The 24,348-nt window shown below is 71.1% G+C and carries 18 protein-coding genes; 16 read left to right on the top strand and 2 right to left on the bottom strand.

Annotation, left to right across the window (positions count from 1 at the left end; all coding sequences use genetic code 11):
* The 14 genes from AB0C02_RS25160 to AB0C02_RS25095 all read left to right on the top strand — a co-directional run.
* Positions 1-2,379 (top strand): S8 family serine peptidase (locus tag AB0C02_RS25160; protein WP_357551284.1); only part of this gene is annotated, 2,379 nt, incomplete at its 5' end.
* Positions 2,380-2,473: 94 nt separating this feature from the next.
* Positions 2,474-3,334, top strand: a complete 861-nt coding sequence (locus AB0C02_RS25155) for an RNA methyltransferase (protein ID WP_357551287.1) — start codon at positions 2,474-2,476, stop codon at positions 3,332-3,334.
* Between the two features lie 50 nt (positions 3,335-3,384).
* A complete protein-coding gene (gene argG, locus AB0C02_RS25150; protein ID WP_357551282.1) occupies positions 3,385-4,836 on the top strand; it encodes an argininosuccinate synthase in 1,452 nt (483 codons plus the stop codon).
* 88 nt (positions 4,837-4,924) lie between these two features.
* On the top strand, positions 4,925-6,784 hold the full coding sequence (locus tag AB0C02_RS25145) for a PucR family transcriptional regulator (RefSeq protein ID WP_357551281.1): 1,860 nt from the start codon (positions 4,925-4,927) through the stop codon (positions 6,782-6,784).
* A 275-nt stretch (positions 6,785-7,059) separates the two neighbouring features.
* A complete protein-coding gene (locus tag AB0C02_RS25140; RefSeq protein WP_357551280.1) occupies positions 7,060-8,262 on the top strand; it encodes a membrane dipeptidase in 1,203 nt (400 codons plus the stop codon).
* A gap of 2 nt (positions 8,263-8,264) precedes the next feature.
* Positions 8,265-9,887: an ABC transporter substrate-binding protein gene (locus AB0C02_RS25135; RefSeq protein WP_357551277.1), complete on the top strand. Its 1,623-nt coding sequence runs from the start codon at positions 8,265-8,267 to the stop codon at positions 9,885-9,887.
* Between the two features lie 31 nt (positions 9,888-9,918).
* Positions 9,919-10,872 carry an ABC transporter permease gene (locus AB0C02_RS25130; protein ID WP_357551275.1) on the top strand — a complete coding sequence of 318 codons (954 nt, stop codon included), beginning with the start codon at positions 9,919-9,921 and terminating at the stop codon, positions 10,870-10,872.
* A gap of 109 nt (positions 10,873-10,981) precedes the next feature.
* Complete coding sequence (locus tag AB0C02_RS25125; protein WP_357551273.1) at positions 10,982-11,863, top strand: ABC transporter permease; 882 nt, start codon at positions 10,982-10,984, stop codon at positions 11,861-11,863.
* Positions 11,864-11,865: 2 nt separating this feature from the next.
* A complete protein-coding gene (locus tag AB0C02_RS25120; RefSeq protein ID WP_357551271.1) occupies positions 11,866-13,047 on the top strand; it encodes a Xaa-Pro peptidase family protein in 1,182 nt (393 codons plus the stop codon).
* Positions 13,044-13,880 (top strand): alpha/beta hydrolase, encoded by an 837-nt coding sequence (locus AB0C02_RS25115; RefSeq protein ID WP_357551270.1) that lies wholly within the window; start codon positions 13,044-13,046, stop codon positions 13,878-13,880. Before AB0C02_RS25120 ends, AB0C02_RS25115 begins: the two co-directional genes overlap by 4 nt.
* The gene (locus tag AB0C02_RS25110) at positions 13,877-14,860 is read left to right on the top strand and encodes an ABC transporter ATP-binding protein (protein ID WP_357551268.1); all 984 of its coding nucleotides are present in this window, start codon (positions 13,877-13,879) and stop codon (positions 14,858-14,860) included. The genes AB0C02_RS25115 and AB0C02_RS25110 overlap by 4 nt, the downstream gene beginning before the upstream one ends.
* Positions 14,844-15,836: a dipeptide ABC transporter ATP-binding protein gene (locus tag AB0C02_RS25105; protein ID WP_357551267.1), complete on the top strand. Its 993-nt coding sequence runs from the start codon at positions 14,844-14,846 to the stop codon at positions 15,834-15,836. The genes AB0C02_RS25110 and AB0C02_RS25105 overlap by 17 nt, the downstream gene beginning before the upstream one ends.
* Positions 15,837-15,869: 33 nt before the next feature.
* A complete protein-coding gene (locus tag AB0C02_RS25100; protein ID WP_357551266.1) occupies positions 15,870-17,072 on the top strand; it encodes a membrane dipeptidase in 1,203 nt (400 codons plus the stop codon).
* 89 nt (positions 17,073-17,161) lie between these two features.
* Complete coding sequence (locus AB0C02_RS25095; RefSeq protein WP_357551264.1) at positions 17,162-17,890, top strand: GntR family transcriptional regulator; 729 nt, start codon at positions 17,162-17,164, stop codon at positions 17,888-17,890.
* Here the strand turns inward: AB0C02_RS25095 and AB0C02_RS25090 are convergent.
* Positions 17,874-19,241 carry a hypothetical protein gene (locus AB0C02_RS25090; protein ID WP_357551262.1) on the bottom strand — a complete coding sequence of 456 codons (1,368 nt, stop codon included), beginning with the start codon at positions 19,239-19,241 and terminating at the stop codon, positions 17,874-17,876. The two genes, AB0C02_RS25095 and AB0C02_RS25090, sit on opposite strands and share 17 nt — an antisense overlap.
* 89 nt (positions 19,242-19,330) lie before the next feature.
* On the opposite strand from AB0C02_RS25090, the gene murD reads away from it, so the two are divergent.
* Positions 19,331-20,677 carry a UDP-N-acetylmuramoyl-L-alanine--D-glutamate ligase gene (gene murD / locus AB0C02_RS25085; RefSeq protein ID WP_357551261.1) on the top strand — a complete coding sequence of 449 codons (1,347 nt, stop codon included), beginning with the start codon at positions 19,331-19,333 and terminating at the stop codon, positions 20,675-20,677.
* 22 nt (positions 20,678-20,699) lie between these two features.
* On the opposite strand, the gene AB0C02_RS25080 is transcribed toward murD, so the two are convergent.
* Complete coding sequence (locus tag AB0C02_RS25080; RefSeq protein ID WP_357551259.1) at positions 20,700-23,291, bottom strand: MXAN_6230/SCO0854 family RING domain-containing protein; 2,592 nt, start codon at positions 23,289-23,291, stop codon at positions 20,700-20,702.
* 239 nt (positions 23,292-23,530) lie between these two features.
* On the opposite strand from AB0C02_RS25080, the gene AB0C02_RS25075 reads away from it, so the two are divergent.
* Positions 23,531-24,343 (top strand): poly-gamma-glutamate hydrolase family protein, encoded by an 813-nt coding sequence (locus AB0C02_RS25075; RefSeq protein ID WP_357551258.1) that lies wholly within the window; start codon positions 23,531-23,533, stop codon positions 24,341-24,343.
* Positions 24,344-24,348: the final 5 nt, after the last annotated feature.

The raw sequence follows: 24,348 nt of genomic DNA, 5'->3' as shown, positions 1-24,348 counted from the left end.
ATCGTGGCCGGCATGCAGTGGGCCGCGGAGTCCGGGGCGAGTGTGGTCAACCTGAGCCTCGGCGGGCCGAACGGCCCTGAGGTCGACCCGCTGGAGCAGGCCGTCAACGACCTGACCGCGCAGCACGGCACGCTGTTCGTCATCGCGGCGGGCAACGACGGGGACGATGGGACCGTCAGTTCCCCGGCGACCGCTGAGGCGGCGCTGGCGGTGGCGGCGTTCACGAAGTCCGATGAGCTTGCCGACTTTTCCAGTCGGGGTCCGAGCGCTGACGGGTGGGCGGTGAAGCCCGAGATCGCCGCGCCTGGCGTGGACATCGTGGCGGCGCGTAGTAAGGACGGTTTCCTCGGGGAGCCGGGTCAGCTGTACATGCCGTTGGACGGCACGTCGATGGCGACTCCGCATGTGGCGGGGGCGGCGGCGTTGCTGAGTCAGGCGCACCCGGGGTGGGCGGCGGCGCAGTTGAAGGCGTCGCTGATGGCCTCGGCGAAGCCGTCGACGGGTGTCGGGGTGTTTGCGCAGGGTGCGGGCCGGGTGGACGTGGCCCGGGCGATCACCCAGCAGGTGACGACCTCGCCGACGTCGGTGACGTTCGGGTTGCAGGAGTGGCCGCACGACAACGACGAGGTGCGTAGCAGCACGGTCACCTACCACAACAGCGGCAGCGCCGCGGTGACCCTGCGGCTCGGGCTGACCACCGACGCGCCGGCCGGGATCTTCTCGCTCGACGCTGACACGGTGACCGTTCCGGCGGGTGGGCAGGCGTCGGTGACGTTGAGTGCCGACACCCGTCAGGGTGGTGACGTGACCGGCGGCCTCGGCGGCCAGGTCACGGCGACGGCGGCGGGCGTTTCGGTGCAGACGCCCTTCGGCGTGGTACGCGAAGAGCTGAAGTATCCGGTGAAGGTCACCGCGACCGAACGCGACGGCGACCCGGCCGAGGACGCGATGACGGTGCTGCTGCGCAAGGATCTGAGCTGGAGTGACGTGGTCTTCGGCGCGAGCAACGACCTGCGCCTGACGCCGGGAGAGTATTTCGCGTTCAGCTGGGTCGACGAGGAGCACGGCGGTCGCCTCAGCACCTCGCAGCTGATATATCCGAAGCTGACCGTCAGCGGGCCGACGACGGTGTCGATGGACGCCCGCGGCGCGAAGGGCTTCGACGTCACCGTGCCCGACTCGAACGCGGTGACGATGCTGGCGTCGTTCGACGCGACCTACACCGAGGGCGCGGATTTCGGCCTCCACGTCGGGGTCGGGGCGAGGGACGACTTCGGCGCGATCTTCAGCAAGTTGCTCGGGCCCAAGCCGGCGAAGGGTCTGAGTTCGCAGCTCAGCGGCACGCTGGTCAAGGTCGACGAGCAGGGCGGCCGGTCCGGCACCCCGTACGTCTACAACGTGGGCTGGCACAGCGAGAACGGCCTGCTCGGCGGGCTGGTCAAGCACCTGCGGCCGACGGACTTCGCCACCGTGCGGGCCTCGCACGCGGTGGCGGTGCCGGGTAGCACCGGCATGAAGCTGTTCGCCTTCGCGCCACCGGGCGTCGACGGCGGCTGGTCCTTCGCCTGGGAGACTCCGCTCCCGTCCACCCACACCGAGTTCTACGCGAGTGACGCGCCATGGCATAACCTGCTGGTCGTGTACAAGGGCGACGACTGGGCGGAGACACTGTCCGCTCACGCTGCCCTGGCCAGCTACCGCGCTGGGCGCACCTACCAGGAGCAGTGGAACAGGGGTGTGTTCGGGCCGAGCGTGGCGCCGTTCTATCCCGGCGACGTGCCGGCGCTGCGTGAGGGCGACCTCATGACCATCTCGCCCGGGCTGCTCGGCGACGGTCAGGGCCGGGCCGGCTTCGGTGATATCACCTCCGGGCACGGGGCGCTCTACCGTAACGGCAAATTGATCGCCGAGTCCGATCAGGATCCGAGCGTGTACGCCGAGGGCGTGTCCCCGGCCGGGGCGGCGTTCCGGTTCGACGGCAGCCTGGAGCGCGACGCGCGCCTGACCAGCAAGATGTCGGTGAGTTGGACGTTCCGCTCGGCGCACGCCAAGAAGCCCCAGTCGCTGCCGCTGACCGCGGTCAGCTTCGCGCCGCCGCTGGACGACCACAACGTCGGCAAGGCCGGCAGCACGGCCGTCTACCCGGTGACGATCACCCAGACCGAGGGCTCGGGATCGGTGGTCAAGCTGACCGTGCGGGTGTCGTACGACGACGGTAAGACCTGGAAGAACGTGCCGGTGCTGCACCTCGGCGGGTCGTGGCAGGTGCAGGTGACCCACCCGAAGGCGGCCGGCTTCGTATCGCTCAAGGCCTCGGGCACGGACGCGAAGGGCAACACCTTCGACCAGACCGTGATCCGGGCGTACGAGCTGCGCTGAGTCACCGCGCGAAGGGGCCCTGGCGACTGTCGTCGCCAGGGCCCTCCTCGTCATGTCAAGGCAGACTCCAACGCAGGTCTCAGCCGCCCTACCGGTGCGCGGCGGGCCGGGGCCGGCCAGGCAGAATCGACCGGTGCCCGTACACGAGATCACCGACCCCGACGACGACCGGATCGCCGACTACCGTGCGCTGACCGACGTCGAGCTGCGTACCCGTTGGGAGCCCCCGCACGGCCTGTTCATCGCCGAGGGGGAGTTGGTGTTGCGGCGGGCGCTGCGGGCGGGCTACCCGGCCCGGTCGTACCTGGTCGACGCCAAGCGGGTCGACCAGCTTGCCGACCTGGACACCGGGGACGCCCCGGTCTACGCGGCCACCCCCGAGGTGTTGGAGAAGGCCACCGGCTTCCACGTGCACCGGGGGGTGCTCGGCTCGTTCCACCGTAAGCCGCTGCCGACCGCCGCCGAGGTCCTCGACACCGCCCGCCGGGTGGTGATCTTGGAGGACGTCAACAACCACACCAATCTTGGCGCCATTTTCAGGGGTGCCGCCGCGTTGGGCATCGACGCGGTGCTGCTGTCGCCGACCTGCGCCGACCCGCTCTATCGGCGCAGCGTCCGGGTCAGCATGGGTGAGGTCTTCGCAGTGCCGTACGCCAAGCTCGAACGCTGGCCTGCGGGTTTGGACCAGGTGCGGGAAGCGGGCTTCACCGTGCTCGCCATGACGCCGGCTCCGGACGCCGTACCTCTGCAGCGGTTGACTCCGGCGCAGCGCGAGCGGGCGGCGCTGCTGCTGGGAGCGGAGGGCCCCGGCCTCACCGCGGCGGCCCAGTCCGCCAGTGACGTACGGGTGGTCATCCCGATGCGGCGCGGAGTGGACTCGTTGAACGTCGCCGCCGCTGCGGCGGTGGCGTTCTGGGAACTGGGTCGCGACGACCCACCGTTCGGCATCGGGTAGTCGAGCACTTCTGTTCGCATGACGATGCGTTCTAGTGCATAATCTTCCTCGTGTCCAAGGTTCTTACCTCCCTGCCCATCGGTGAACGCGTCGGCATCGCCTTCTCCGGCGGCCTCGACACCTCGGTCGCGGTCGCGTGGATGCGCGACAAGGGCGCCGTTCCCTGCGCCTACACCGCCGACATCGGCCAATACGACGAGCCCGACATCGTCTCGGTGCCCGGCCGCGCGCTCAGCTACGGCGCCGAGGTCGCCCGCCTGGTCGACTGCCGCGCCGCACTGGTCGAGGAGGGCCTGGCAGCGTTGACCTGCGGGGCCTTCCACATCCGCTCGGGCGGGCGGGCGTACTTCAACACCACTCCGCTGGGCCGGGCCGTGACCGGGACGCTGCTGGTGCGGGCGATGATCTCGGACGACGTCCAGATCTGGGGCGACGGGTCGACCTTCAAGGGCAACGACATCGAGCGGTTCTACCGGTACGGCCTGCTGGCCAACCCGCAGCTGCGCATCTACAAGCCGTGGCTCGACACCGACTTCGTCACCGAACTGGGCGGGCGTAAGGAGATGTCGGAGTGGCTGCTCGAACGCGGCCTGCCCTACCGGGACAGCACCGAGAAGGCATACTCCACCGACGCCAACATCTGGGGCGCCACGCACGAGGCGAAGACCCTTGAGCACCTCGACACCGGCATCGAGACGGTCAACCCGATCATGGGGGTCCGATTCTGGGACCTGTCGGTGGAGATTCCGACCGAGGATGTCACGGTCGGCTTTGACCAGGGTCGTCCGGTGACGATCAACGGCAAGGAGTTCGGCAGCGCCGTCGATCTGGTGCTGGAGGCCAACGCCATCGGCGGCCGGCATGGCCTGGGCATGTCGGACCAGATCGAGAACCGGATCATCGAGGCCAAGAGCCGGGGCATCTACGAGGCGCCTGGCATGGCGCTGCTGCATGCCGCGTACGAACGGCTGGTCAACGCCATCCACAACGAGGACACCCTGGCCAACTACCACCACGAGGGCCGCCGCCTCGGTCGGCTGATGTATGAGGGGCGCTGGCTGGACCCGCAGGCGCTGATGCTGCGCGAGTCGTTGCAGCGCTGGGTCGGCACGGCGGTCACCGGCGAGGTGACGTTGCGGCTGCGCCGGGGCGAGGACTACTCGATCCTGGACACCACCGGCCCGACGTTCAGCTACCACCCCGACAAGCTGTCGATGGAGCGTACCGAGGACTCGGCGTTCGGCCCGTCGGACCGGATCGGCCAGCTCACCATGCGCAACCTGGACATCGCCGACTCGCGGGCGAAGCTGGAGCAGTACGCCACCCTTGGCATGGTCGGCGGAGCGGCCCCTCAGCGGATGGTCGGCGCTGCACAGGCAGCCTCGACCGGGCTGATCGGTGCGATGCCACAGGGCGGCGCGGAAGCCATCGCCTCCCGGGGCGTCTCCTCCGCCGACGACGAGGCACTCGACCGCGCCGCGATGGAGTTCGGCGTCGACTGAGCGGCGCCTTGGGATGAGGCCGTAAGGTTCGGACCCCGCCGCCCGACATCGGGTCGGTGCTTCGAGATCAGCGGTGACGCAGGGTAGCGTGTCGCCCGTGTTCCCTACCGTGCGTGAGGTGCTTGCGCTAGTGCCGGTGCGCCACGGCGCGCCGCGCCTGGTCGCGGGCGACGCGGGTCTGGACCGGCCGGTCCGCTGGGTGCACGTCGCCGAGGTGCCGGACATCGCCACCCTGCTCGGTGGCGGCGAGCTGGTGCTCACCACCGGCATCGGGCTGCCGGCCGACGACACCGGGCTGCGCGCGTTCATCGGTGACCTGGCCGACGTGGGTGTCTCCGGGCTGGTGGTCGAGCTGGGCCGCCGGTACGTCAGCGGGGTGCCGCGGGTGATGGCCGCCGCCGCCGAGAGGCGTGGGCTGCCCCTGGTCGAGCTGCGGCGGGCCGTCCCGTTCGTGCGGGTCACCGAGGCGGTGCACGCGTTGATCGTGGACGCCCAGCTCACCGAGCTGCGGGCCACCGAGGAGATCCACCAGCGGTTCACCGAGCTGTCCGTGGAGGGCGCCGACGCGGCCGAGGTGGTGCGGCAGGCCGCCGAGCTGTCCGGGTGCCCGGTGGTGCTGGAGAACCTGTCCCGGCAGGTGCTCGCGTACGACCCGGTGGGGCAGAGCGCCGAGTTGCTGCTGTACCGCTGGGAGCAGCATTCCCGGCGGATCCGTGCGGGCGGGCGCACCGCGTACGACCCGGACAGCGGGTGGCTGGTGACCACCGTCGGCGCGCGAGGGCAGGACTGGGGGCGGTTGCTGCTGCGCTGGCCGGCCGACGGGGAGCTGACCACCGGGCGGGCCCTGCCGGCCGGCGACGGCACCGAGCCGCCAGGCACCCCGGCTGATGCGGTCCCGGCGGCGCGGACCGACGGCGACGGGGTGGTCGTCAACCGGGTCGCCGGGTCGGGGGCCCCGCCGACCCGGCTCACCATCCTGGTGGAGCGGGCCGCCTCCACGCTCGCCCTGGGCCGGCTGATCCGCCGCGACGCCGAGGGGCTGGAACGTCAGATCCACCGCACCCTGCTCACCGCCCTGCTCGACCATTCTCGCCCGGTGGACGAGGTGGCGCTGCGGGCCAAGGCGCTCGGCGTGTCGTTGGACCGCCGGCATCTGGTCGGCGTGGTGGTCCGTTACCGGGCCGATGACCCGGCCGGGGAGGGCGCGGCGCCGGGCGTCGAGGCCGGGCCGGAGGCCGGTCCGGCGCGGCTGCGCGACCTTGCCGAGGCGGTCGGCCAGGCGCTGCGGGAGGCCAAGCTCACCGGCCTGACCAGCGCCGTGGACGATCACGCGGTAGGGGCACTGCTCGCGCTGCCCGATCCGGCCGCCGAGGAGAAGGCGCTCGCCGCGTTCGCGGCGGCGTTGCGTCGGGTACGCCTCGACACCGGGCCGGGCCGCCCGCCGGCACCCCGCTCGCCCGTCGGCGGTACGTCCCGCCCCGCCGCCGCGGGTGGTCCGGCCGCCGTGATCGTCGCCGCCGGTTCCGGTGTGAGCAGTCTGCGGGAAGCCGGCCGGTCGCTGGTGGAGGCCCGGCAGATCGCCCAGGCGGCCCGCCGGGACCGGCGCGATCTGCTGATCTTCCGGCTGCCCCATGTCGGCCTCGCCGGTCTGCTGCATCTGCTGCGCGACGAGCCCCGGGTGCAGACCTTCGTGGAGCGGGAACTCGGCGCGCTGTTGGCGTACGACGCCCAGCAGCCCCGGGAGCAACTGCTCGGCACCCTCCGGGCGTACCTGGAGTCGGGCCGGAACAAGTCGGTGGCGGCCGCGGCGGTGCACCTGTCCCGGCCGGCGTTCTACGAGCGGCTGGCCCGGATCGGCCGGATCCTCGACGTCGACCTCAACTCGGTCGACGCCTGCCTCTCCCTGCACGTGGCGCTGCTCGCTCTGGACGCGGTCCGCCGCACCTAAGTGGTCTGACCACCTGGTCGAGGGTGGTTGGACGGTGGGCCGACCACTCCGACTTTCGGCGTAACCGGAGATCGGGTTTCCGGGGTGTTGCGGTGTCAGCCGTCCGGTCTTTTGCCGTGCTCATCGAGCTGACCTGCACAGACGTGACCGGATTTCAGGTAACGGTCGGGTCACGAGGTATTCCCGAGACGTTTGACCTTGACCTAATCTGCCTAGAGGCATGAGGTCAGACCTCCTTCCTCATGTCTCTGACGCGTGACGAGGTGAGCTGACGAGTGCAGGAACCTGCCCCCCGCTATGCCGGATACCGGTCCTTCGACTACTTGACGCCGCACGTTGACTACAAGGTCTTCGAGTTGGCGCCGGAGATCGCCCGGGTGCCCGAACACGACCTTGGCCTCAGTGACGAGCAGCGCACCCGGGTGGCCCGGGTGCTCCGCGAGCACATGGCCATCTCGCTGCACGAGCATCCGAAGATCCTGCCGGCCGACGTGAGCCAGTTGCGGGACTACAACCGCACCGGCCGCAACGCCTTCGGCTTCGATGGCCTGGCCCGCTCCGGGATGACCGCGGTCTTCGACAACTTCATGAACGGCACCGGCTGCGTGACCAGCGAGCACGCCTGGAAGTGGGACGACGTCATCTATGACATCGGCCTGCGCTTCGCCGACATCGCCAAGCAGGACCACGTGGTGGTGGCGACCACTCTGGACCAGATCTTCGAGGCAAAACGCAACGGCCAGATCGCCTTGGTGGCGGGTCTGGAGGCGGCCACGATGATCGAGAATGAGCTGGACCGGATCGACATCCTCTACGGCTTCGGCGTACGCCAGATGGGCATCGCGTACAGCCAGGCCAACATGCTCGGCTCCGGGCTCTCCGAGGACCGCGATGGCGGCCTGACCCACTTCGGGCGGCGCGCGGTGGACCGGATGAACAAGCTCGGCATCGCCATCGACATCTCACACTCCGGTGACCAGACCTCGCTGGACGTGATCGCGGGGAGTCGGGTACCGGTGTTCATCACCCACGCCGGCGCCCGTTCGGTCTGGGACACCCCTCGGATGAAGCCGGACGAGGTGATCCGGGCCTGCGCCGAGCGGGGTGGCGTGATCGGCATCGAGGCCGCTCCGCACACCACGCTCTCGGCGGACCACCCGCACCACTCGATCGAGTCGGTGATGGACCACTTCACCTACTGCGTGGACCTGGTCGGCATCGACCACGTGGCGTTCGGCCCGGACACCAACTTCGGTGACCACGTCGGGCTGCACGACAGCTTTACCCAGCACCTGGCGATCGGCAAGGCCCACGGCGTGGTGGATCACCCCCGGGTCCCGTACGTGAGCGGCATGGAGAACCCGGCGGAGTGCTTCAGCAACATCGTCGGCTGGCTCGTCACGCACGGTTACTCCGACGACGAGATCGCCAAGGTGATCGGCGGCAACATCATCCGGGTTCTTCAGGAGGTTTGGTGAAAATGACAGTCAAGGGTCGGTGGCGGCTCACCGTCGCGCTCGGCGCGGCGGTCGCCCTGGGCCTGTCCGCCTGCGGTCTGAACGAGGGCAGCTCGTCGTCCTCCGGCAGCTCGGCCGACAGTTCCGTGCTGAGGATCGGCACCACCACGGACGTGAGCAACTTCAACCCGCTGCAGTCGCTGAGCAAGACCGACTCGTGGATCCTCAACGCGATGTACCCGCATCTGCTGCGGATCGACGAGAACGCCAAGAAGGCGCCGGAACTGGCCAAGGAATACCGCTACGAGGACGACGGCAAGACTGCCGTGTTCGTGCTGCGGGACGACTTCAAGTGGACCGACGGCAACCCGGTGGTCGCTGAGGACGTCAAGTTCACGGCTGAGACGATCATGAAGTACAAGCTCGGCAACGTGGCCGCCAAGCTGACCTGGGTCGAGTCGATCGAGGCGCCGGACGCCACCACGGTCAAGTTCAAGCTGTCCCAGCCGTACGCGCCGTTCGCCGAGGGCGTCGGCTTCTGGATGTCGATCGTGCCGAAGCACGTCTTCGAGAAGGCCGGGGACCTCTCCAAGTTCCCCAACGACTCGAACTGGGTCGGCGCCGGGCCGTTCGTCCTGGACAGCATGACCAAGGGCCAGCGCTACGTGATGAAACGCAACGAGCACTACCCGCTGGCCCCGGGCGGCAAGGCCGCGGTCGGCCAGGTCGAGTACCGGATCTACCCGGACGTCAACACGATGATGCTGGCGCTGCGCAACGGCGACATCGACCTGATGGGTACCCCGGTGCCGGTGTCGGCGGCGAAGACCTTCGAGGGTGACTCGAAAATCAAGATGGCGCAGGTCGGCGCGCTCGGCTTCGCCCACCTGACCTACAACATGAAGAACAAGCACCTCGCCGACCAGGAGGTCCGGCAGGCGCTGTCGATGTCGGTGGACACCAAGGCGATCATCTCCGCGGTGCTCCAGGGCGACGGCCAGGCGATGGCCGGGCCGATCTCGCCGATCTTCTCGGACTACGACAACACCGAGCTCCAGCCCTACCCGTTCGACCCTGCCGGGGCGAAGGCCAAGCTGACCGCGGCCGGCTACAAGGACACGAACAACGACGGCTTCTTCGACGATCTGAAGTTCGGCGTGGCGTGCGACCAGTCCAACGCCAACATCACCCGGGTGGTGCAGCTCTTCCGCGAGAGCGCGGCCAAGGCCGGCATCAAGCTGGAGAACGAGTGCGTCGAGCGGAACACCTTCCTCTCCCGCACCAAGAACGGCGAGTACGACATCGACGCCTCGCAGTGGGGTGTCTTCGACAACCCGATGGACCAGCTGCGCAGCACCTACCTGTCCACCAACCCGGGTGGCATCAACTACAACCTGCTCGAGTCGCCGGAGATGGACGCGCTCATCAACGACGCGGCCGGCACCACCGATCCTGCGGCGTTCAAGACCAAGATTAAGAACATCGACAAGGTCGTGCACGAGCAGGCATACCTGACCCCGCTGTACGTGGAGAACTTCCGGTTCGCCTACAACGCCAGCAAGTTCACCGGCTTCGCCCCGTCGCCGTCGGACCTGCTCGGCATGGTCACCGCGTACTCGCTGGCACAGGTCACCCCGGTCAAGTAACCGGAAACCAGAGAGAGAGGAGGGGTCCCCCGTGGCGCGTTTCGTGCTCAGCCGGGCGCTGAAGGCCGTCCTGACCGTGTGGATCGCGATCACTTCGACGTTCTTCCTGCTCCGGCTGTTGCCGGGGGACCCCACGACCCTGATGGTCGAGGGGGACATGACGCCGGAGATGCAGGCGGCGCTGCTCAAGACGTACGGTCTGGACCGGCCGTTGTGGGAGCAGTACGTCTCGTACCTGCGTGAGCTGATCCAGGGCAACCTGGGCATCTCGTTCCGGCAGATCCAACCGGTCACCGACATCATCATCGACCGGCTGCCCTGGACCCTGCTGCTCGCCGGCAGCGCGTTCGTCATCACCATCGCCGTCGGCATCCCGATCGGTGTCTCCGCCGCCGTGCACCGGGGCAAGTGGCTGGACCGTGCGCTCCAGGCGCTCGGTATCGGCGGGCACGCGCTCTTTGTGCCCAGCGTCGCCATGCTGCTGCTGGTCTTCCTCGGCGCCCAGCTCGGCTGGTTCCCGATCGGCGGGGCGATCGACCCGGACACCCGGGGTGCGGCGGCCTACCTGAGCCTGGCTCACCACCTGGTGCTGCCGGTGCTGTCCCTGGTGCTGGTGCAGCTCGGCCCGTACGCGCTCACCCTGCGCACCAACATGATCGAGGTCCTCGGCGAGGACTACATCCGGGCCGCCCAGGCCCGGGGCCTGTCGGCCCGCCGCCGGGTCTGGAAGCACGGCCTGCATAACGCGATCCTGCCGGCGCTGACCCTGATGGGACTTCAACTCGGCACCCTGGTCGGTGGCGCGGTGCTCACCGAGACCGTGTTCGCCTACCCCGGGGTCGGCCGGCTGATCTATGAGGCGGTCGGGCAGCAGGACTACCCGGTGCTCCAGGGCGCGTTCATCATGCTCGCCGTCACCGTGGTCGTCGCCAACGCGCTGACCGACATGCTCTACGCGGTCCTCAACCCGAGGATCCGGCTGTGAGCGCGGCGCGACGCGGCGCCACCCCCACCGCCCGGGACCACCGGCCGGGCGCGCCGAGCCCGGCGTGCCGCCCGGAACCGATCACCGTCACCTTTGAAGGGAGGGTGCCGTGAGCGCGCCCGTGCTGACCGAGCAGGCGATGCCGTCGGTCGCCCCGGCCACCGCCAGGCGGTCCAGGTACGGCTTCCTGCTTCAGCCCGCCGCGATGTTGTCCATGCTGGTGCTGGTCGTGATGGTGCTGATGGCGGTCTTCGCGCCGCTGATCGCCGACGAACCCGCCGGAGCCGGCCCGGACGTGTTGCAACCCCCGTCCGGTGCCCACTGGTTCGGCACCGACGACCTCGGGCAGGACGTCTTCGCCCAGGTGGTCTGGGGGACCCGGACGAGTCTGGTGATCGGCCTGGCCGCCTCGGTGATCGCGATCGTTGTGGGCACCGCGGTCGGGCTGGCCTCGGCGTACTTCCGGCCGATCGACGCGGTCGCCACGGTGATCACCGACGTGATGCTGGCCCTCCCCACCCTGCCGCTGATGATCATGCTGGCCGCGGTGGTCAACCCCAGCGTGGTCACGCTGACCCTGATCATCGGCTTCTTCGCCTGGCCCGAGGTGGCCCGGTTGATCCGGTCGCAGGGCCTGGTGATCAGCGCGATGCCGTACATCGATGGCGCCCGGGTGCTCGGGGCCACCGGCTGGCGGATCGTCACCCGGGAGATCCTGCCCGCGGTGGTCTCGCTGATGGTGGTCAGCGTGCTGCTGACCGCCTCCCGCGCGGTGATCTCCGAGGCGGGGCTGAGCTTCCTCGGCCTCGGCGACCCGGACGCCTGGTCCTGGGGACGAATCCTGCTCAACGCCCAGCGCAGCGGTGTGGTCGCCATCGCCTGGTGGCAGACCCTGTTCCCGTCCCTGGCGATCCTGCTGCTGGTGCTCGCGGCGACCGTCGCCGGGATGCGCTTCAACGACACCCGTGACCCGCGTCGGAACGGAGGTTGACCATGCGGTTGCCCGAGAGCTTCTACACCACCGTCCGGACCCGCTTGTCCGAGGCGCTCGACGAGCGCGGTCTGGACGGTTTCCTGGCCACCTCGCCGGCCGACGTCGCCTTCCTCAGCGGCTTCTTCTACATCGCCACTGAGCGGCCGGTCTACCTCTGGATGCCGCGGGAGGGGGAGCCGCTGCTGGTCATCCCACGGCTGGACGAGGAGTACGCCGCCCAGCAGGACGTGCGGGTACCGACCGTCACCTACTTCGAGTACCCCGGCCTGGTCACCGCCGAGCAGACGCTCGCCTCGGCACTGTCGCGCCCCGGCGGGCTGATCCGCCGGATCGGGGTCAGCGCCGGGGTGTCGGTCGGTGCGTTCCGGGCGCTGTCCCGAGCCATCGCCGGAGCCACCCTGGAGACCACCGACGCGGTGGCGAAGCTGCGGCTGTGCAAGTTTCCCGAGGAGATCCCGTTCCACGAGGCCGCCGCGCGCATCTGTGACGAGATGCTGGCCGCCGGCCGGGGCCTGATCGAGGAGGCGCTGGCCGGGGGCGGTCCGCTGCCCCGCGAGGACGAGCTCGCCCGGCACGTGATCGGGTACGGCACCGACCGGATCTACGCCGAGTACGACCTGGTCGTCTACACCACCAAGCTGGCCGGTGGGCTGGTCTACGCCGGGCCGAACTCGGCGCTGCCGCACGGCCTGCCGACCCGGCGGCGCATCCAGCCCGGCGACACGCTGATCCTCTCCCTCGGCGCCGCGGTGGCCAGCCGGTTCGTGGAGAGCGAGCGCACCTTCGTCATCGGCGAACCCACCGCCGAACAGGTGCGCTACTACGAGGCCGACCGCGAGGCGCAGGAGGTCGGCACCCAGGCGATGATCGCCGGGCGGACCTGCGCCGAGGTCAACCGGATCTGCCTGGACGTGCTGCGTGAGCACGGGCTGGGCGACTACCTCCGGCACCGGCAGGGACACGGCATCGGCCTGCAGAACCACGAGGCGCCGTGGGTGGAGGACGGGGACGACACCGTCCTCGCCCCCGGGATGCTGCTCTCCAGCGAACCCGGTGTCTACGTTCCCGGCCACGCCGGCTACCGCATTTCCGACACGGTCCTGGTGCGGGAGTCCGGGCCCTGCCGGCTCACCGGCTACCCGCGCGACCTGGCATCCAACATCATCGAGGGGGTCCGATGAAAATCAACGGCGCGGAACTGGTCGTGGAGGCGTTCGGCCCGACCGACGGTCCGGCGATGATCGTGCATCACGGCGCGCCCGGCCTGGGCTCGCGCAGCGAGCCGAAGCGCTCGTTCGGCCCGTTCTCCGACCGGATGCGGGTCATCGTCTTCGACGCCCGGGGCTCCGGCGAGTCCAGTGACGACGAGCCGTTCACCCATGAGCAGTGGGTGGCCGACGTGGACGCCATCAGGCAGCACTTCGGCTACGAGCAGATCGTGATGGCCGGTGGCTCGTACGGCGGGTTCATCGCGATGGAGTACGCCATCGCCCACCCGGACCGGGTCTCCGCACTGATCCTGCGGGACACCGCGGCGGACACCGCGCACGACCACCTGGCGGTGGAGCGGGCCCGCAACACCGACCGGTCGGTGATCCCGGAGTGGGTGATCGAGCGGATCGGCACCGGCCGGTTCGAGAGCGACGAGCAGCTACGCGAGTACTGGCGGGCGATCCTGCCGCTCTACGACCACCAGCACGACCCGGTCAAGGATGAGGCCCGGCTGGCCGCCACCCGGTTCCACTACCGCACCCACAACGCGGCCTTCGGCCAGAACATGCCCCGCTACGACCTCAAGCCGAAGCTGCCCTCGATCACCTGCCCGACCCTGGTCACCGTGGGCCGGCACGACTGGCGTACCCCGGTGGAGGCCTCGCGGGTGATCGCCGACCTGGTGCCCCACGGCCGGCTGATGGTCTTCGAGAACTCCGGGCACTCCCCGCAGTTGGAGGAGCCGGAGCTGTTCCAGCGGGTGGTACGCGACTTCCTGGCCGAAGCCGGAGTGCTGCGATGACCCTGTTGGAGATCGCCGACCTGAGGGTCGCGTTCCCCGGCCCGAGCGGACCGGTCAACGCGGTCAACGGGGTGTCGTTGGAGGTCGAGTCCGGTAAGACCCTGGCGATCCTCGGCGAGTCCGGCTCGGGCAAGAGCGTCACCGCGCAGGCAGTGATGGGCATCCTGGACGCCCCGCCGGCCCGGATCAGCGGCGCGGTCCGGCTGCGCGGCCGGGAGCTGCTCACCCTGCCCAGCAAGCAGCGCGAGCGGATCAGCGGCGAGGAGATCGGCATGGTCTTCCAGGACGCGATGGCCGCGCTCAACCCGGTCTTCACCGTCGGGAACCAGATCACCGAGGTGCTGCGAGCCCGCCGGGGGATGTCCCGGGCGGATGCCCGCCGGCGCGCCGTGGAGCTGGTGGACCGGGTCCGCATCCCGGCCGCCAAGGACCGGATCCGCGACTACCCGCACCAGTTCTCCGGCGGTATGCGCCAGCGCATCATGATCGCGCTGGCGATCGCGCTGGAGCCGGACCTGCTGATCGCCGACGAGCCGACCACCGCCCTCGACGTGACCGTGCAGGCACAGGTCATGGAGTTGCTCGCGGAGATCCAGCGGGACAGCGGGATGGGCCTGCTGCTGATCACCCACGACCTGGGGGTGGTGGCCGAGGTCGCCGACGACGTGGCCGTGATGTACGCCGGCCGGATCGTCGAGCGTGGCACGGTCGAGCAGATCTTCGACGGCCCGGCGCACCCGTACACCAGGGGGCTGCTCGCCTCGATGCCCCGGGTGGACCGACGCGACGAGGTGCTCTACGCCATCCCGGGCGCCCCGCCCAACCCGGCCCGGCTGCCCACCGGCTGCCCTTTCCACCTGCGTTGCCCCCGGGCCACCGACGAGTGCCGCGTGGCCCTGCCGCCGTTGACGGTGCTGCCCGGCGGCCGGGCCAGCGCCTGCCATCACCACGAGGAGGTGCTCGGTGCCATCAGCCGGTGACGACGTGGTGCTGCGGGTCGAGAACCTGGTCAGGCACTTCCCACTCAAGGGGCGGGTGCCGTTCACCTCCGGCGGCGTGGTCAAGGCCGTCGACGGGGTCTCCTTCGACCTGCGCCGGGGCGAGACCCTCGGCGTGGTGGGCGAGTCCGGTTGCGGCAAGAGCACGCTGGCCCGGATGCTGGTCGGGCTGGAGCAGCCGACCTCCGGCGCGGTCCGCTTCGGCGAGTCGGTGGTGCACGAGGCCAGGGGGCGCGAGCTGCGCGCCCTGCGGCGGCGGATCCAGATCGTGCTCCAGGACCCGTACACCTCGCTGAACCCGCGCCGCACCGTCCGGGAGATCCTGCTCCAGCCGTTCGAGATCCACCCGGACGTGCTGGACCGGCACCGCCGGCTGGACCGGGTCCGGGAGCTGCTGGAACTGGTCGGCCTCGACCCGAGCCTGCACCTGGACCGCTACCCGCACCAGTTCTCCGGCGGGCAGCGCCAACGCATCGGCATCGCCCGGGCGCTGGCCCTGCGGCCGGACGTGATTGTCTGCGACGAGCCGGTCTCCGCGCTGGACGTGTCGGTCCAGGCCCAGGTGGTCAACCTGTTGGAACGGCTCCAGGACGAGCTGGGCGTGGCGTACGTGTTCATCGCCCACGACCTGTCCGTGGTCCGGCACATCTCCGACCGGGTGGCCGTGATGTACCTCGGCAAGCTGGTGGAGACCGGTCCCGAGGCGAGCCTGTACGACACGCCCCGGCACCCGTACACCAGGGCGCTGCTCTCGGCCGTGCCGGTGCCCGAGCCGGCCGGCCAGGGAAAACGCAAGCGCATCCTGCTCGCCGGTGACCCACCCAGCCCGGTGAACCCGCCGTCGGGCTGCCGGTTCCGTACCCGCTGCTGGCAGGCGACCGAGACCTGCGCCACCACCGAACCGCCGCTGGCCACCGGCGAACACCCGGTTGCCTGCCACTACCCGCTGGCCGCGTGAGGCCGGCGAACGTTTCCCTAAGGAGAAGGTGTCTTGCTGCAACAACCCGCCCCCCGGTACGAGGGTCACAGGTCCTACTCGTACCTGGACCCTCACTCGGACTACCGGGTGTTCAACCTCGCGGAGGAGATCGGCCGGGTACCGGAGCACGACCTCGGCCTGTCCGACGCCCAGCGGGAGCGGGTGGCCCGGCTGCTCACCGAGCACGTCGCGATCTCGCTGCACGAGCACCCGGTGGTCCTGCCCGAGGACGTCCGCGAGCTGCGCGCCTACAACCGCACCGCCCGCCAGCGGACCGGCTACGAAGGGCTGGCCCGCTCCGGGCTGACCGTTGTGTTCGACAACTTCATGGCCGGAGCGTCCTGCGTGACCAGCGAGAACGGCTGGAAGTGGAATGACCTCATCTACGCCCTCGGGATGCGGATGAGCGACTTCTACAAGCAGGACCACGTCTTCCTGGCGACCTCGGTGGCCGACATCCACGCCGCCAAGCGGGACGGCCGGCTGGCACTGGTCGCGGGCCTGGAGTGCAGCAGCCCGATCGAGAACGAGCTGGACCGGATCGACATCCTCTACGGCTTCGGCGTACGCCAGCTCGGCATCGCGTACAGCCAGGCCAACATGCTCGGCGGCGGTCTCTCCGAGCGACACGACGGCGGCCTGACCCACTTCGGGCGGCGCGCGGTGGACCGGATGAACAAGCTCGGCATCGCCATCGACATCTCACACTCCGGTGACCAGACCTCGCTGGACGTGATCGAGGCGAGTCGGGTACCGGTGTTCATCACCCACGCCGGTGCCCGTTCGGTCTGGGACACCTCTCGGATGAAGCCGGACGAGGTGATCCGGGCCTGCGCCGAGCGGGGTGGCGTGATCGGCATCGAGGCCGCTCCGCACACCACGCTCTCGGCGGACCACCCGCACCACTCGATCGAGTCGGTGATGGACCACTTCACCCACTGCGTGGACCTGGTCGGCATCGACCATGTCAGCTTCGGGCCGGACACCATGTTCGGCGACCACGTGGGCGTGCACAACACGTACGCGGGCAACTACGCCCACGACGCCGGCAACCGGCCGGAGCACCCTCGGGTGGAGTACGTCTCCGGGCTGGAGAACCCGGGTGAGGCGTTCGGGAACATCGTCGGCTGGCTGGTCAAGCACGACTACTCCGACGACGAGATCGCCAAGGTGATCGGCGGCAACACCCTCCGGGTGCTGGAGCAGGTCTGGTAACGCCGCTCGGCCGATCGGCGTACGGAGGGAGCGAGGAACTACACTCCGTACGCCGCGGCCGGCGGCGAGAAGCGAAGAGGTGAGAGCGGATGGCTCGGCGCGAGACCGCGCTTCAGACCGCGCACGGTCGGCTGCGGGAGCTGATCGGCAGCGAGTTCCGGTCGGGTGACAAGCTGCCCAACGAGCGGGAACTCGCCGAGCGGCTGGAGGTCAGCCGGGCGACGGTGCGTGAGGTGCTCGGCCAACTCGCCGCCGAGGGGGTGGTGACCCGCACCTGGGGCATCGGCACGTTCGTGCACGACGGTGCCGAGCGGGTGCCGGTGTCAATCGGCGACGTCACCGCGCTCCGGGACCGGATCACCGCCTCCGGCCACCGGCCGACGCTGCAGGACGCCGCGGTCAGCCGGGCGAAGTGCCCGGCCGACTGCGCCACGGTGCTCGGGCTTCAGCCAGACTCGCAGGTGTGGCGGGTCGACCGGCTGTTCGCCGTGGACGGGGTCTCGGCGGCCTGGATCCGCGACCACCTGCCGCTGCGTTTCGACGGCCGGGACCTCGACCCGTCCGGCCTGGTCAGCATCGACCTGGACATGTTCGAGTTCCTGGCCGGCGCGACCGGCATGCCGGTCCGCCGGGCGGAGATCGAGTTCGCCGCCGTGCTCGCCGACGAGGAGGCCACCACCCGGCTCGGGGTGGCGGCCGGGCACCCGTTGATCACCGGGACCCAGATCGGCTACGGGGCCAACGGCGCGCCCTTGTTCCACGGGCATCTCACCGTCCGCACCGACGTGCTGACCCTGCGGATCAGCCGGGGAGAGTAGCCCCAGCCAGCGCGGTGAGCGCGGCGGCGTACCGCGGCGGGACGAAGTTCGGGCCGCCGGGGGTGAAGACGTCGGAGGTGGCCGCCGCCGACCAGGCGGCGCCCGGCAGGGCGTCCACCAGGGCGCGGACCACCGGGGCGTCGCGCCACTGCTCCTGCTGGGCGAGCAGGCTCAACGCCACCACCGACTCCTCCACCTCGCCGACGCACTCGAACGGCTTGTGCCCGTCCACGCCGAGCAGCTCCCGGTAGCCGGGGATCTGGGTGGTGTCGGCGAGCAGGTCGCCACCGAAGATGCGGGTGATCCGTTCCCGGGTCATGAACGGCGCCAGGGCCAGGAAGACGAACCGGCACTTGGGGCAGTCCCGACACCAGCGCTCGCTCGCGTCGCGCAGCTTGAACGCGGCGTTGCAGCTGGTCACCACCGCGTCGTACCGGTCGATCTCGGCGAAGAGCCGGGCAATGTGCAGCTCGGACAGCGACCGCAGCAGCGAGAAGTACGGCTCGGTGAGCCCGGCGTGCTCCGCCAGGGCCGCCCGCAGCAGCCCCTCCGCCTCGACGCCCTTGGACCACTGGTGGTTGATCTCGTGGCCGTTCCAGACCAGGTTCGGGTCGGACGCCGAGCGTTCGTTGGACATCACCACCGGGCCGAGCCCGTGCAGCACGGCGGTGGCGACCGCGATCAGCGAGTTGATCGCGGTGACCGGGATGTGCCCGTTGCGCGCGCCGGCCGCGTTGAGGTCGAACAGCACCGGGTCGATCCGCCGCCGGGCCGCGAGGGGCACCAGGTCGGACGCCTCGTTGACCGAGTCGATGACGTGGTTGGGGTTGACCGAGAAGGGCACCGGGTCGAAGCCGGCCCGGCGCAGCGCCTCCAGGCTGACGATCGAGTCCTTGCCCCCGCCGACGGCGGACAGCGGCCGGCGGTCCGAGTCGTCGTACACCCGGGGTGGGGCGACCTCGCCGGCGGGCACCTCGGGGCGCAGCTCCAGCACATGTGGGAGCTGGTTGCGGTACGCGTACTCGGCGAGGCCCTTGGTGTAAATGGCGGTGACCAGCTCGACGGCGGCCGCGTCCAGCGGCGCCGGCAGCACCAGTCGGCGCGGTGCGGCGGCCTTGTAGTAGCTGACCCCGGCGACGATGTGCAGCAGTTCGAGGACCCGGGTGACGGTGGCCGCCGTCTCGTCCGACACCGGGTCGGCCGGCAGCGGGAGGGTGATCACCTCGGTGAACCGCTGCTCGCCGTCCGGGCCGGTCAGGGCGTAGTCGAACAACACCTCGCCGGTGGCGAAGTCGATCGAGTAGGACGGGAAGGTGAAGGCGTCCATCCGCCGGAGCTGCTCGTTGGGCACGCGCAATACTAAGCCCTGGTTCGTCCGGCCGTGTCCGGCTGTGCCGGACCGTGCCCGCCGACCGCCGTAGCTACCCCTGAGGAGTGCCTGTGCGCCTGTCTGATCTGCGTGGACGTCATGTCGCCGTCTGGGGGGCCGGCCGGGAGGGCCGGGCCGCGGTGATCGCGATCGCCGCGCACGGCCCCGCCGGCCTGGTCGCCGTCGACGACAGCGCGAACTTCCTCAGCCTGCCCTGGGAGGGGCCGGTGGCCGCGGCCGCGCCGCTGGTGACCGGGGAGGACGGGTTCGCCCGGCTGGTCGCCGCCGACGTGGTGGTCCGGTCGCCGGGGGTGCCCAGCACCCACCCGTGGATGATCGAGCTGCGCCGGCGGGCCGTCCCGGTCACGCAGGGCAGCGCGCTGTGGATGGCCGACCACGGGCACCGGACGGTGGGGGTCACCGGCAGCAAGGGCAAGAGCACCACGGCCAGCCTGATCAGCCACCTGCTCGCCGCGATGGACCGGCCGAACGTCTTCGGCGGCAACATCGGCGTGCCGCTGCTCGACCTGCCCGAGGCCGAGCTGTACGTGCTGGAGCTGTCCAGCTACCAGTGCGCCGACCTGACCGAGTCGCCCCGGGTGGCGGTGGTCACCGCGCTCTTCCCCGAGCATCTCGACGCGCACGGCGGCGAGCGGGAGTACTACCGGGACAAGCTGAACCTGCTCGCGCACGGCCCGCACACGGTGGTGGTCAACGGCGCCGATCCGCGGCTCGCGGTGGAGTTGGGGGATCGGGCCGCGGTACGCGCCGGCCTGCCGGGCGCCACCCACGTCGCCTCCGGCCCGGACGGCACCCCGTGGTTCCACCTGCGGGACACGCCGCTCTTTCCGCGCGGGGTGCTGCCGCTGGTGGGCCGGCACAACGAGGGCAACCTGTGCGTGGCGCTCGCCGTGCTGGACGCGCTCGGCGTCGACGTGGTGGAGCGCAAGGACAGCCTTGCCGTGGCGGTCGCCGAGTTCCAGGGGCTGGCCCACCGGCTCACCGAGATCCCCGACCCGTCGGGTGTCACGTTCGTCGACGACACCCTCGCGACCAGCCCGTACGCGGCGATGCACGCGATCGACGCGTACGAGGGGCGGCCGCTGACCGTGATCGTCGGCGGGAACGACCGGGGGCTGGACTACACCCCGTTGCGCGAGCACCTGGCCGAGCGGGAGATCACCGTGATCGGCATCCCGGACAGCGGCCCCCGGATCGTCGAGGCGCTCGCCGGGCTGCCGGCGGTGCGCACCGAGCTCGCCGAGGACCTGGTCGCCGCGGTGGGGCTGTCCCGCAAGCTCACCCCGGCCGGCGGGGTGGTGCTGCTCTCCCCGGCCGCGCCGAGCTACGGCCGGTTCCGCAACTGGGAGCACCGCTCGGAGGTGTTCGCGCAGGCGGTCGCCGACACCGTCCGCTGAGCCCGGGCGCGGTTCCGCTGGGTCAGCGCCGGGGTGCCAGGGCAGCGATCAGGTCGGCCGCGTCGAGCGGGGTGACCCGCTCGGCGTCCAGGTCGGCCCGGTGCAGCGCGTACGCCTGCGCCCCGGCGGGCAGCGGGAGGTCGCCCCGGACCAGGGCGGCGAAGCGCGGCTGCGCGTCGGGCGGCACCTCGTCGGCCGGCCCCAACGCGGTCAGCCGTGCCGCGAAGGCCGCCGCCGACTCGCCGGCCGTGCGGCGGTAGCCGGTGAGCGCGCCGTCGCGGCCCCGGACCAGCACGGTGTCGGCCCGCCCGGCGGCGTGCCAGCAGGCCAGCTCCCACAGGCTGACCCGCCGCCCGGCGGCGAAGTGCTCGTCGGCGGCCACGGTGAGCCGCGCGAGGGTGCGCGAGTAGCGGGCCACCGAGTGCTCGCCGCCGGTGCCGGTCATGGTCGCGTCGATCCAGCGCAGCGCCCGGGAGCGCAGGTCCACCAGGAGCGGAGTGGCGACCTTGACCTGGCCGGTGAGGTCGAACCGCTGCTCGACCGCCTTCGGCTCGAACGGCGCCCCGTCGCCCGGGTCGCCCATGAACCCGGCGAAGGCGTCGGTCATCTCCTCCAACGGCACGTCGTTGTAGCTGAACACCACCATCGCCACGTACCGGATCCCGCGCCGGGTCAGGGCGGGGATGTCCAGATCGACGAATTCGCTCGCGCCCAGTGGGGCCGGCGCCGAGGTCAGGTCTCCGGAGTGGATCGCCGCCGTCCCGCCGAACCGCAGCCGGGTGTAGTCGCACCAGCCGACGAACCCACCGTCGTCGGCGATCATGGCGACCGAGAGGTCCAGGTCGACGCGGGTGCCGGCCGGTTCGGTCCAGTGCAGGAACAGCCGGACCCGTCGACCGTCCGGCAGCGGCCGGGCGCTGCCGCGCGGCAGGCGGACCAGCGCGTCCGAGGCGGTCCGCTCGGCGAACGGCGCGACCAGGTCGGCCAGCGCCGCGTCCAGCAGCGCCACGTCGACGCGGGGCAGCCGGGAGGCGCGGGCCCGCAGCTCCGTGACCAGCAGGTCCTCCAACTCGCCGCCGACGAGGGCGGGCAGCCGGGGGCGGTGATCCGGCTCGGCCCAGAGCCGGGCGCGACCGCCGCGTGGGAAGAAGAGCCGGGTGCCGGCCGGCCACGTCGCCGCGCGTACCGCGCCGAGGGCGGCGATCAGCACCCCGGGCGACACGGTACGGGCGGCCCCCGCCACCGCCGCGCGCAGTCGCTCGGGATCGCCGCCGCGGGCCGCCAGCGCGACGGTCCGGCGCAGCAGCTCACCCGGCCGGCGGGCGAGTAGTTCGACGGCGGTGTCGACGTCCCCGTCGCCCAGGGCGGCCTCGATCCGGGCGGCCGGGGAGGCGGCGACGAACCGCCCCGCCGACGGCCGGACCAGCGGCGCGTACGCGGCCACTACCTCGGCGACCACCCGCCCCAGCCGGCTGTCCGGCGCCACGGTGGTGTGGCGAAGCACAGCGAAGGCGGTGGCCGCCTCCGGGTGCCGGGCCGGCTGCTCGAACGGGTGCAGGTTCTCGGCGGTGGCGAGCCAGCGGTCCCGGTGCCGGGGCAGGTCCGCCAGCAGGGCGGGCAGCCCGAGCGCGTCCAGCCGGGCCAGCAGCGCCCGGCGCAGCGGGCGGGGAAGCGAGCCCCGCCGCTTCGGCGGCTCCACCAGCCCCGGATCGCCGCCGTCGCGGACGGCGATCAGCCGCAACACGTCGGTGGCGGTGTCCACGTACCGGTCCAGCAGGGCCGCCGCCCGGGCCGGGTCGACCGGCCCAGCCAGCAGCCGGCCCAACAGCAGCGCCCGGCTCTCCCGGACCGGCACCTCGTCGGGCAGCCAGGTCGGCTCGGCCGGGTCGGCGTGGTCGATCAGGGCCAGCAGGTCGCCCCGGTCGGTGGGGGAGAGCGGGGTACGCCGGGCCAGCAGCGCGCCGAGCGCGTGGTGCACCGCCCGGTCGATGTCGTCGGCGAGTTCCAGCAGCTCGGCCCGGCGGGGCAACGGCAGGTCACGACCGCCGCTCGGCGGCGCGACAACCGGCAGGAACGGCCCATCGCTGATCCGGCGGTGGCAGATCGGGCAGGCCGTGTAGCCCTCGTCCCAGCAGGCGACGCAGGTCAGGTGGGCGCAGGGCGACACCGGGTGCACGGTGCGGACCTGGCCGCAGAGCACGCAGGGCTGGTCCGGCTGCTGCAGGAGCAGCGCGAACATGCGCCGCACGTACAACTCCTGCGTGTCGGCGGGCACCCGGCGCGGGAAGTCCTTGAACAGCGGGACGTGCGGGGCGTCCGCGCCGACCGCCGCTTCCAGGGTGGCCAGCAGGCCGTGGCCGACCACGGCGAGCCGCTCGGTCGGCAGCGCGGTCAGCGCGGCGCGCAGCCGAGGGCCGATCAGCCAGCCGAGCGCGAGGACGTCCGCCTCCAGCGCCGTCACGCCTTCGGCGGTGCCGGCCGGCCGACGACCGGCGCGGCGGACCTTGCGGCCGCCGTGCAGCAGGCCGGTGGCGACCAGCCCGGCACGGCGGACCAGCGCCACCGCGACCGGGTGTACGCCGGAGGTCGTGGTCAGAACCGTCAGTCGCGTCATCGCCGTCACCCTCGTTGCGGAAAGCGGCGAGGACGGAGATTGGGCGCACTAGGGATCTGGAAAGGATTCAAGAAGGAAGCGCGCCCGGAGCCGTCCTCGCCGTGCCGGGAAGGCTACCCGGCCCAGAGCGCCGGACGCAGCCGGGTTTCCCGCCACCGGCTCCGCTCGGGCGGGGCCTCGCGGAGGCGGTGGAACGGGTAACTTCTGCCGGCACCAGGTCCCTCCTGATTGGAGAAACGATGCCCATCGCACGGCGACGTACCGTCCTCGCCGCCCTCGCCTCGGCGGCGGTTGCGACGCCAGCGCTGCTGGCGGCCCGGCCCACCTCGGCCCTCGCCGCCGACAGGTACGCCTCGAACACCCGGCTCTACGCCGACCCGACTCTGGTCGAGGGAACCGACTACGCCCGGCGTTACCGCCGTCAGCCCGCCTTCGACGACGCCCTCGCCACGAACACGCCCTACCCGCAGGTGGCGGTCATCGCGCCGCACGGCGGCGGGATCGAGGTCGGCACCTCCGAGCTCTGTCTCGCCATCGCCGGCTACCACCCGGCCACGCTGGCGCCCGCCACCGATGGACGGCTGTACGACTACTGGATGTTCGAGGGGCTGCGCAGCAGCGGCGGCAACGGCGAGCTGCATGTGACCTCGACCAACTGCGACGACCCGTACGCGGAGTCGACCTGCGGCGGGGCCCGGTACGCGGTCTCCCTGCACGGCTGCACGGAAGCCGACGCGGGCGTGGGGAAGGATGTCCAGGCGGTCTTGATCGGCGGTCTGGACGCAACGTTCCGGGAGCTGCTCCGTCAGGAGTACAACGAGGCGGGCATCACGCTGGCCGGGGGCGGGGGCGGCGAGATCGACGGCATCCATCCGCGCAACATCTGCAACCGGACCCTCACGGGGAAGGGAGCCCAGTTGGAGTTGACGACCGCGCTGCGCAACGCGATGTTCGGGGACAACACCCGGGCCGGCCGGAAGACCAGCACGCAGCCGATCTTCGGGGCGTTCGTCGAGGCCACTCGGAAGGCGATCGCCCGGCGCGTCGCCTGATCTGA

This window comes from Micromonospora sp. NPDC048999, from assembly GCF_040649295.1.
GTDB lineage: Bacteria > Actinomycetota > Actinomycetes > Mycobacteriales > Micromonosporaceae > Micromonospora.
The sequence above is the reverse complement of the archived record's forward strand: the minus strand, read 5'-3'. Positions and strand labels throughout refer to the sequence as shown.

Bases quoted from the DNA above. Each gene is read 5' to 3' on its own strand.
- AB0C02_RS25080 (WP_357551259.1), bottom strand. From the start codon at position 23,291: ATGACGCGACTGACGGTTCTGACCACGACCTCCGGCGTACACCCGGTC.
- AB0C02_RS25115 (WP_357551270.1), top strand. From the start codon at position 13,044: ATGAAAATCAACGGCGCGGAACTGGTCGTGGAGGCGTTCGGCCCGACC.
- AB0C02_RS25095 (WP_357551264.1), top strand. From the start codon at position 17,162: ATGGCTCGGCGCGAGACCGCGCTTCAGACCGCGCACGGTCGGCTGCGG.
- AB0C02_RS25120 (WP_357551271.1), top strand. From the start codon at position 11,866: ATGCGGTTGCCCGAGAGCTTCTACACCACCGTCCGGACCCGCTTGTCC.
- AB0C02_RS25075 (WP_357551258.1), top strand. From the start codon at position 23,531: ATGCCCATCGCACGGCGACGTACCGTCCTCGCCGCCCTCGCCTCGGCG.
- AB0C02_RS25135 (WP_357551277.1), top strand. From the start codon at position 8,265: ATGACAGTCAAGGGTCGGTGGCGGCTCACCGTCGCGCTCGGCGCGGCG.
- AB0C02_RS25110 (WP_357551268.1), top strand. From the start codon at position 13,877: ATGACCCTGTTGGAGATCGCCGACCTGAGGGTCGCGTTCCCCGGCCCG.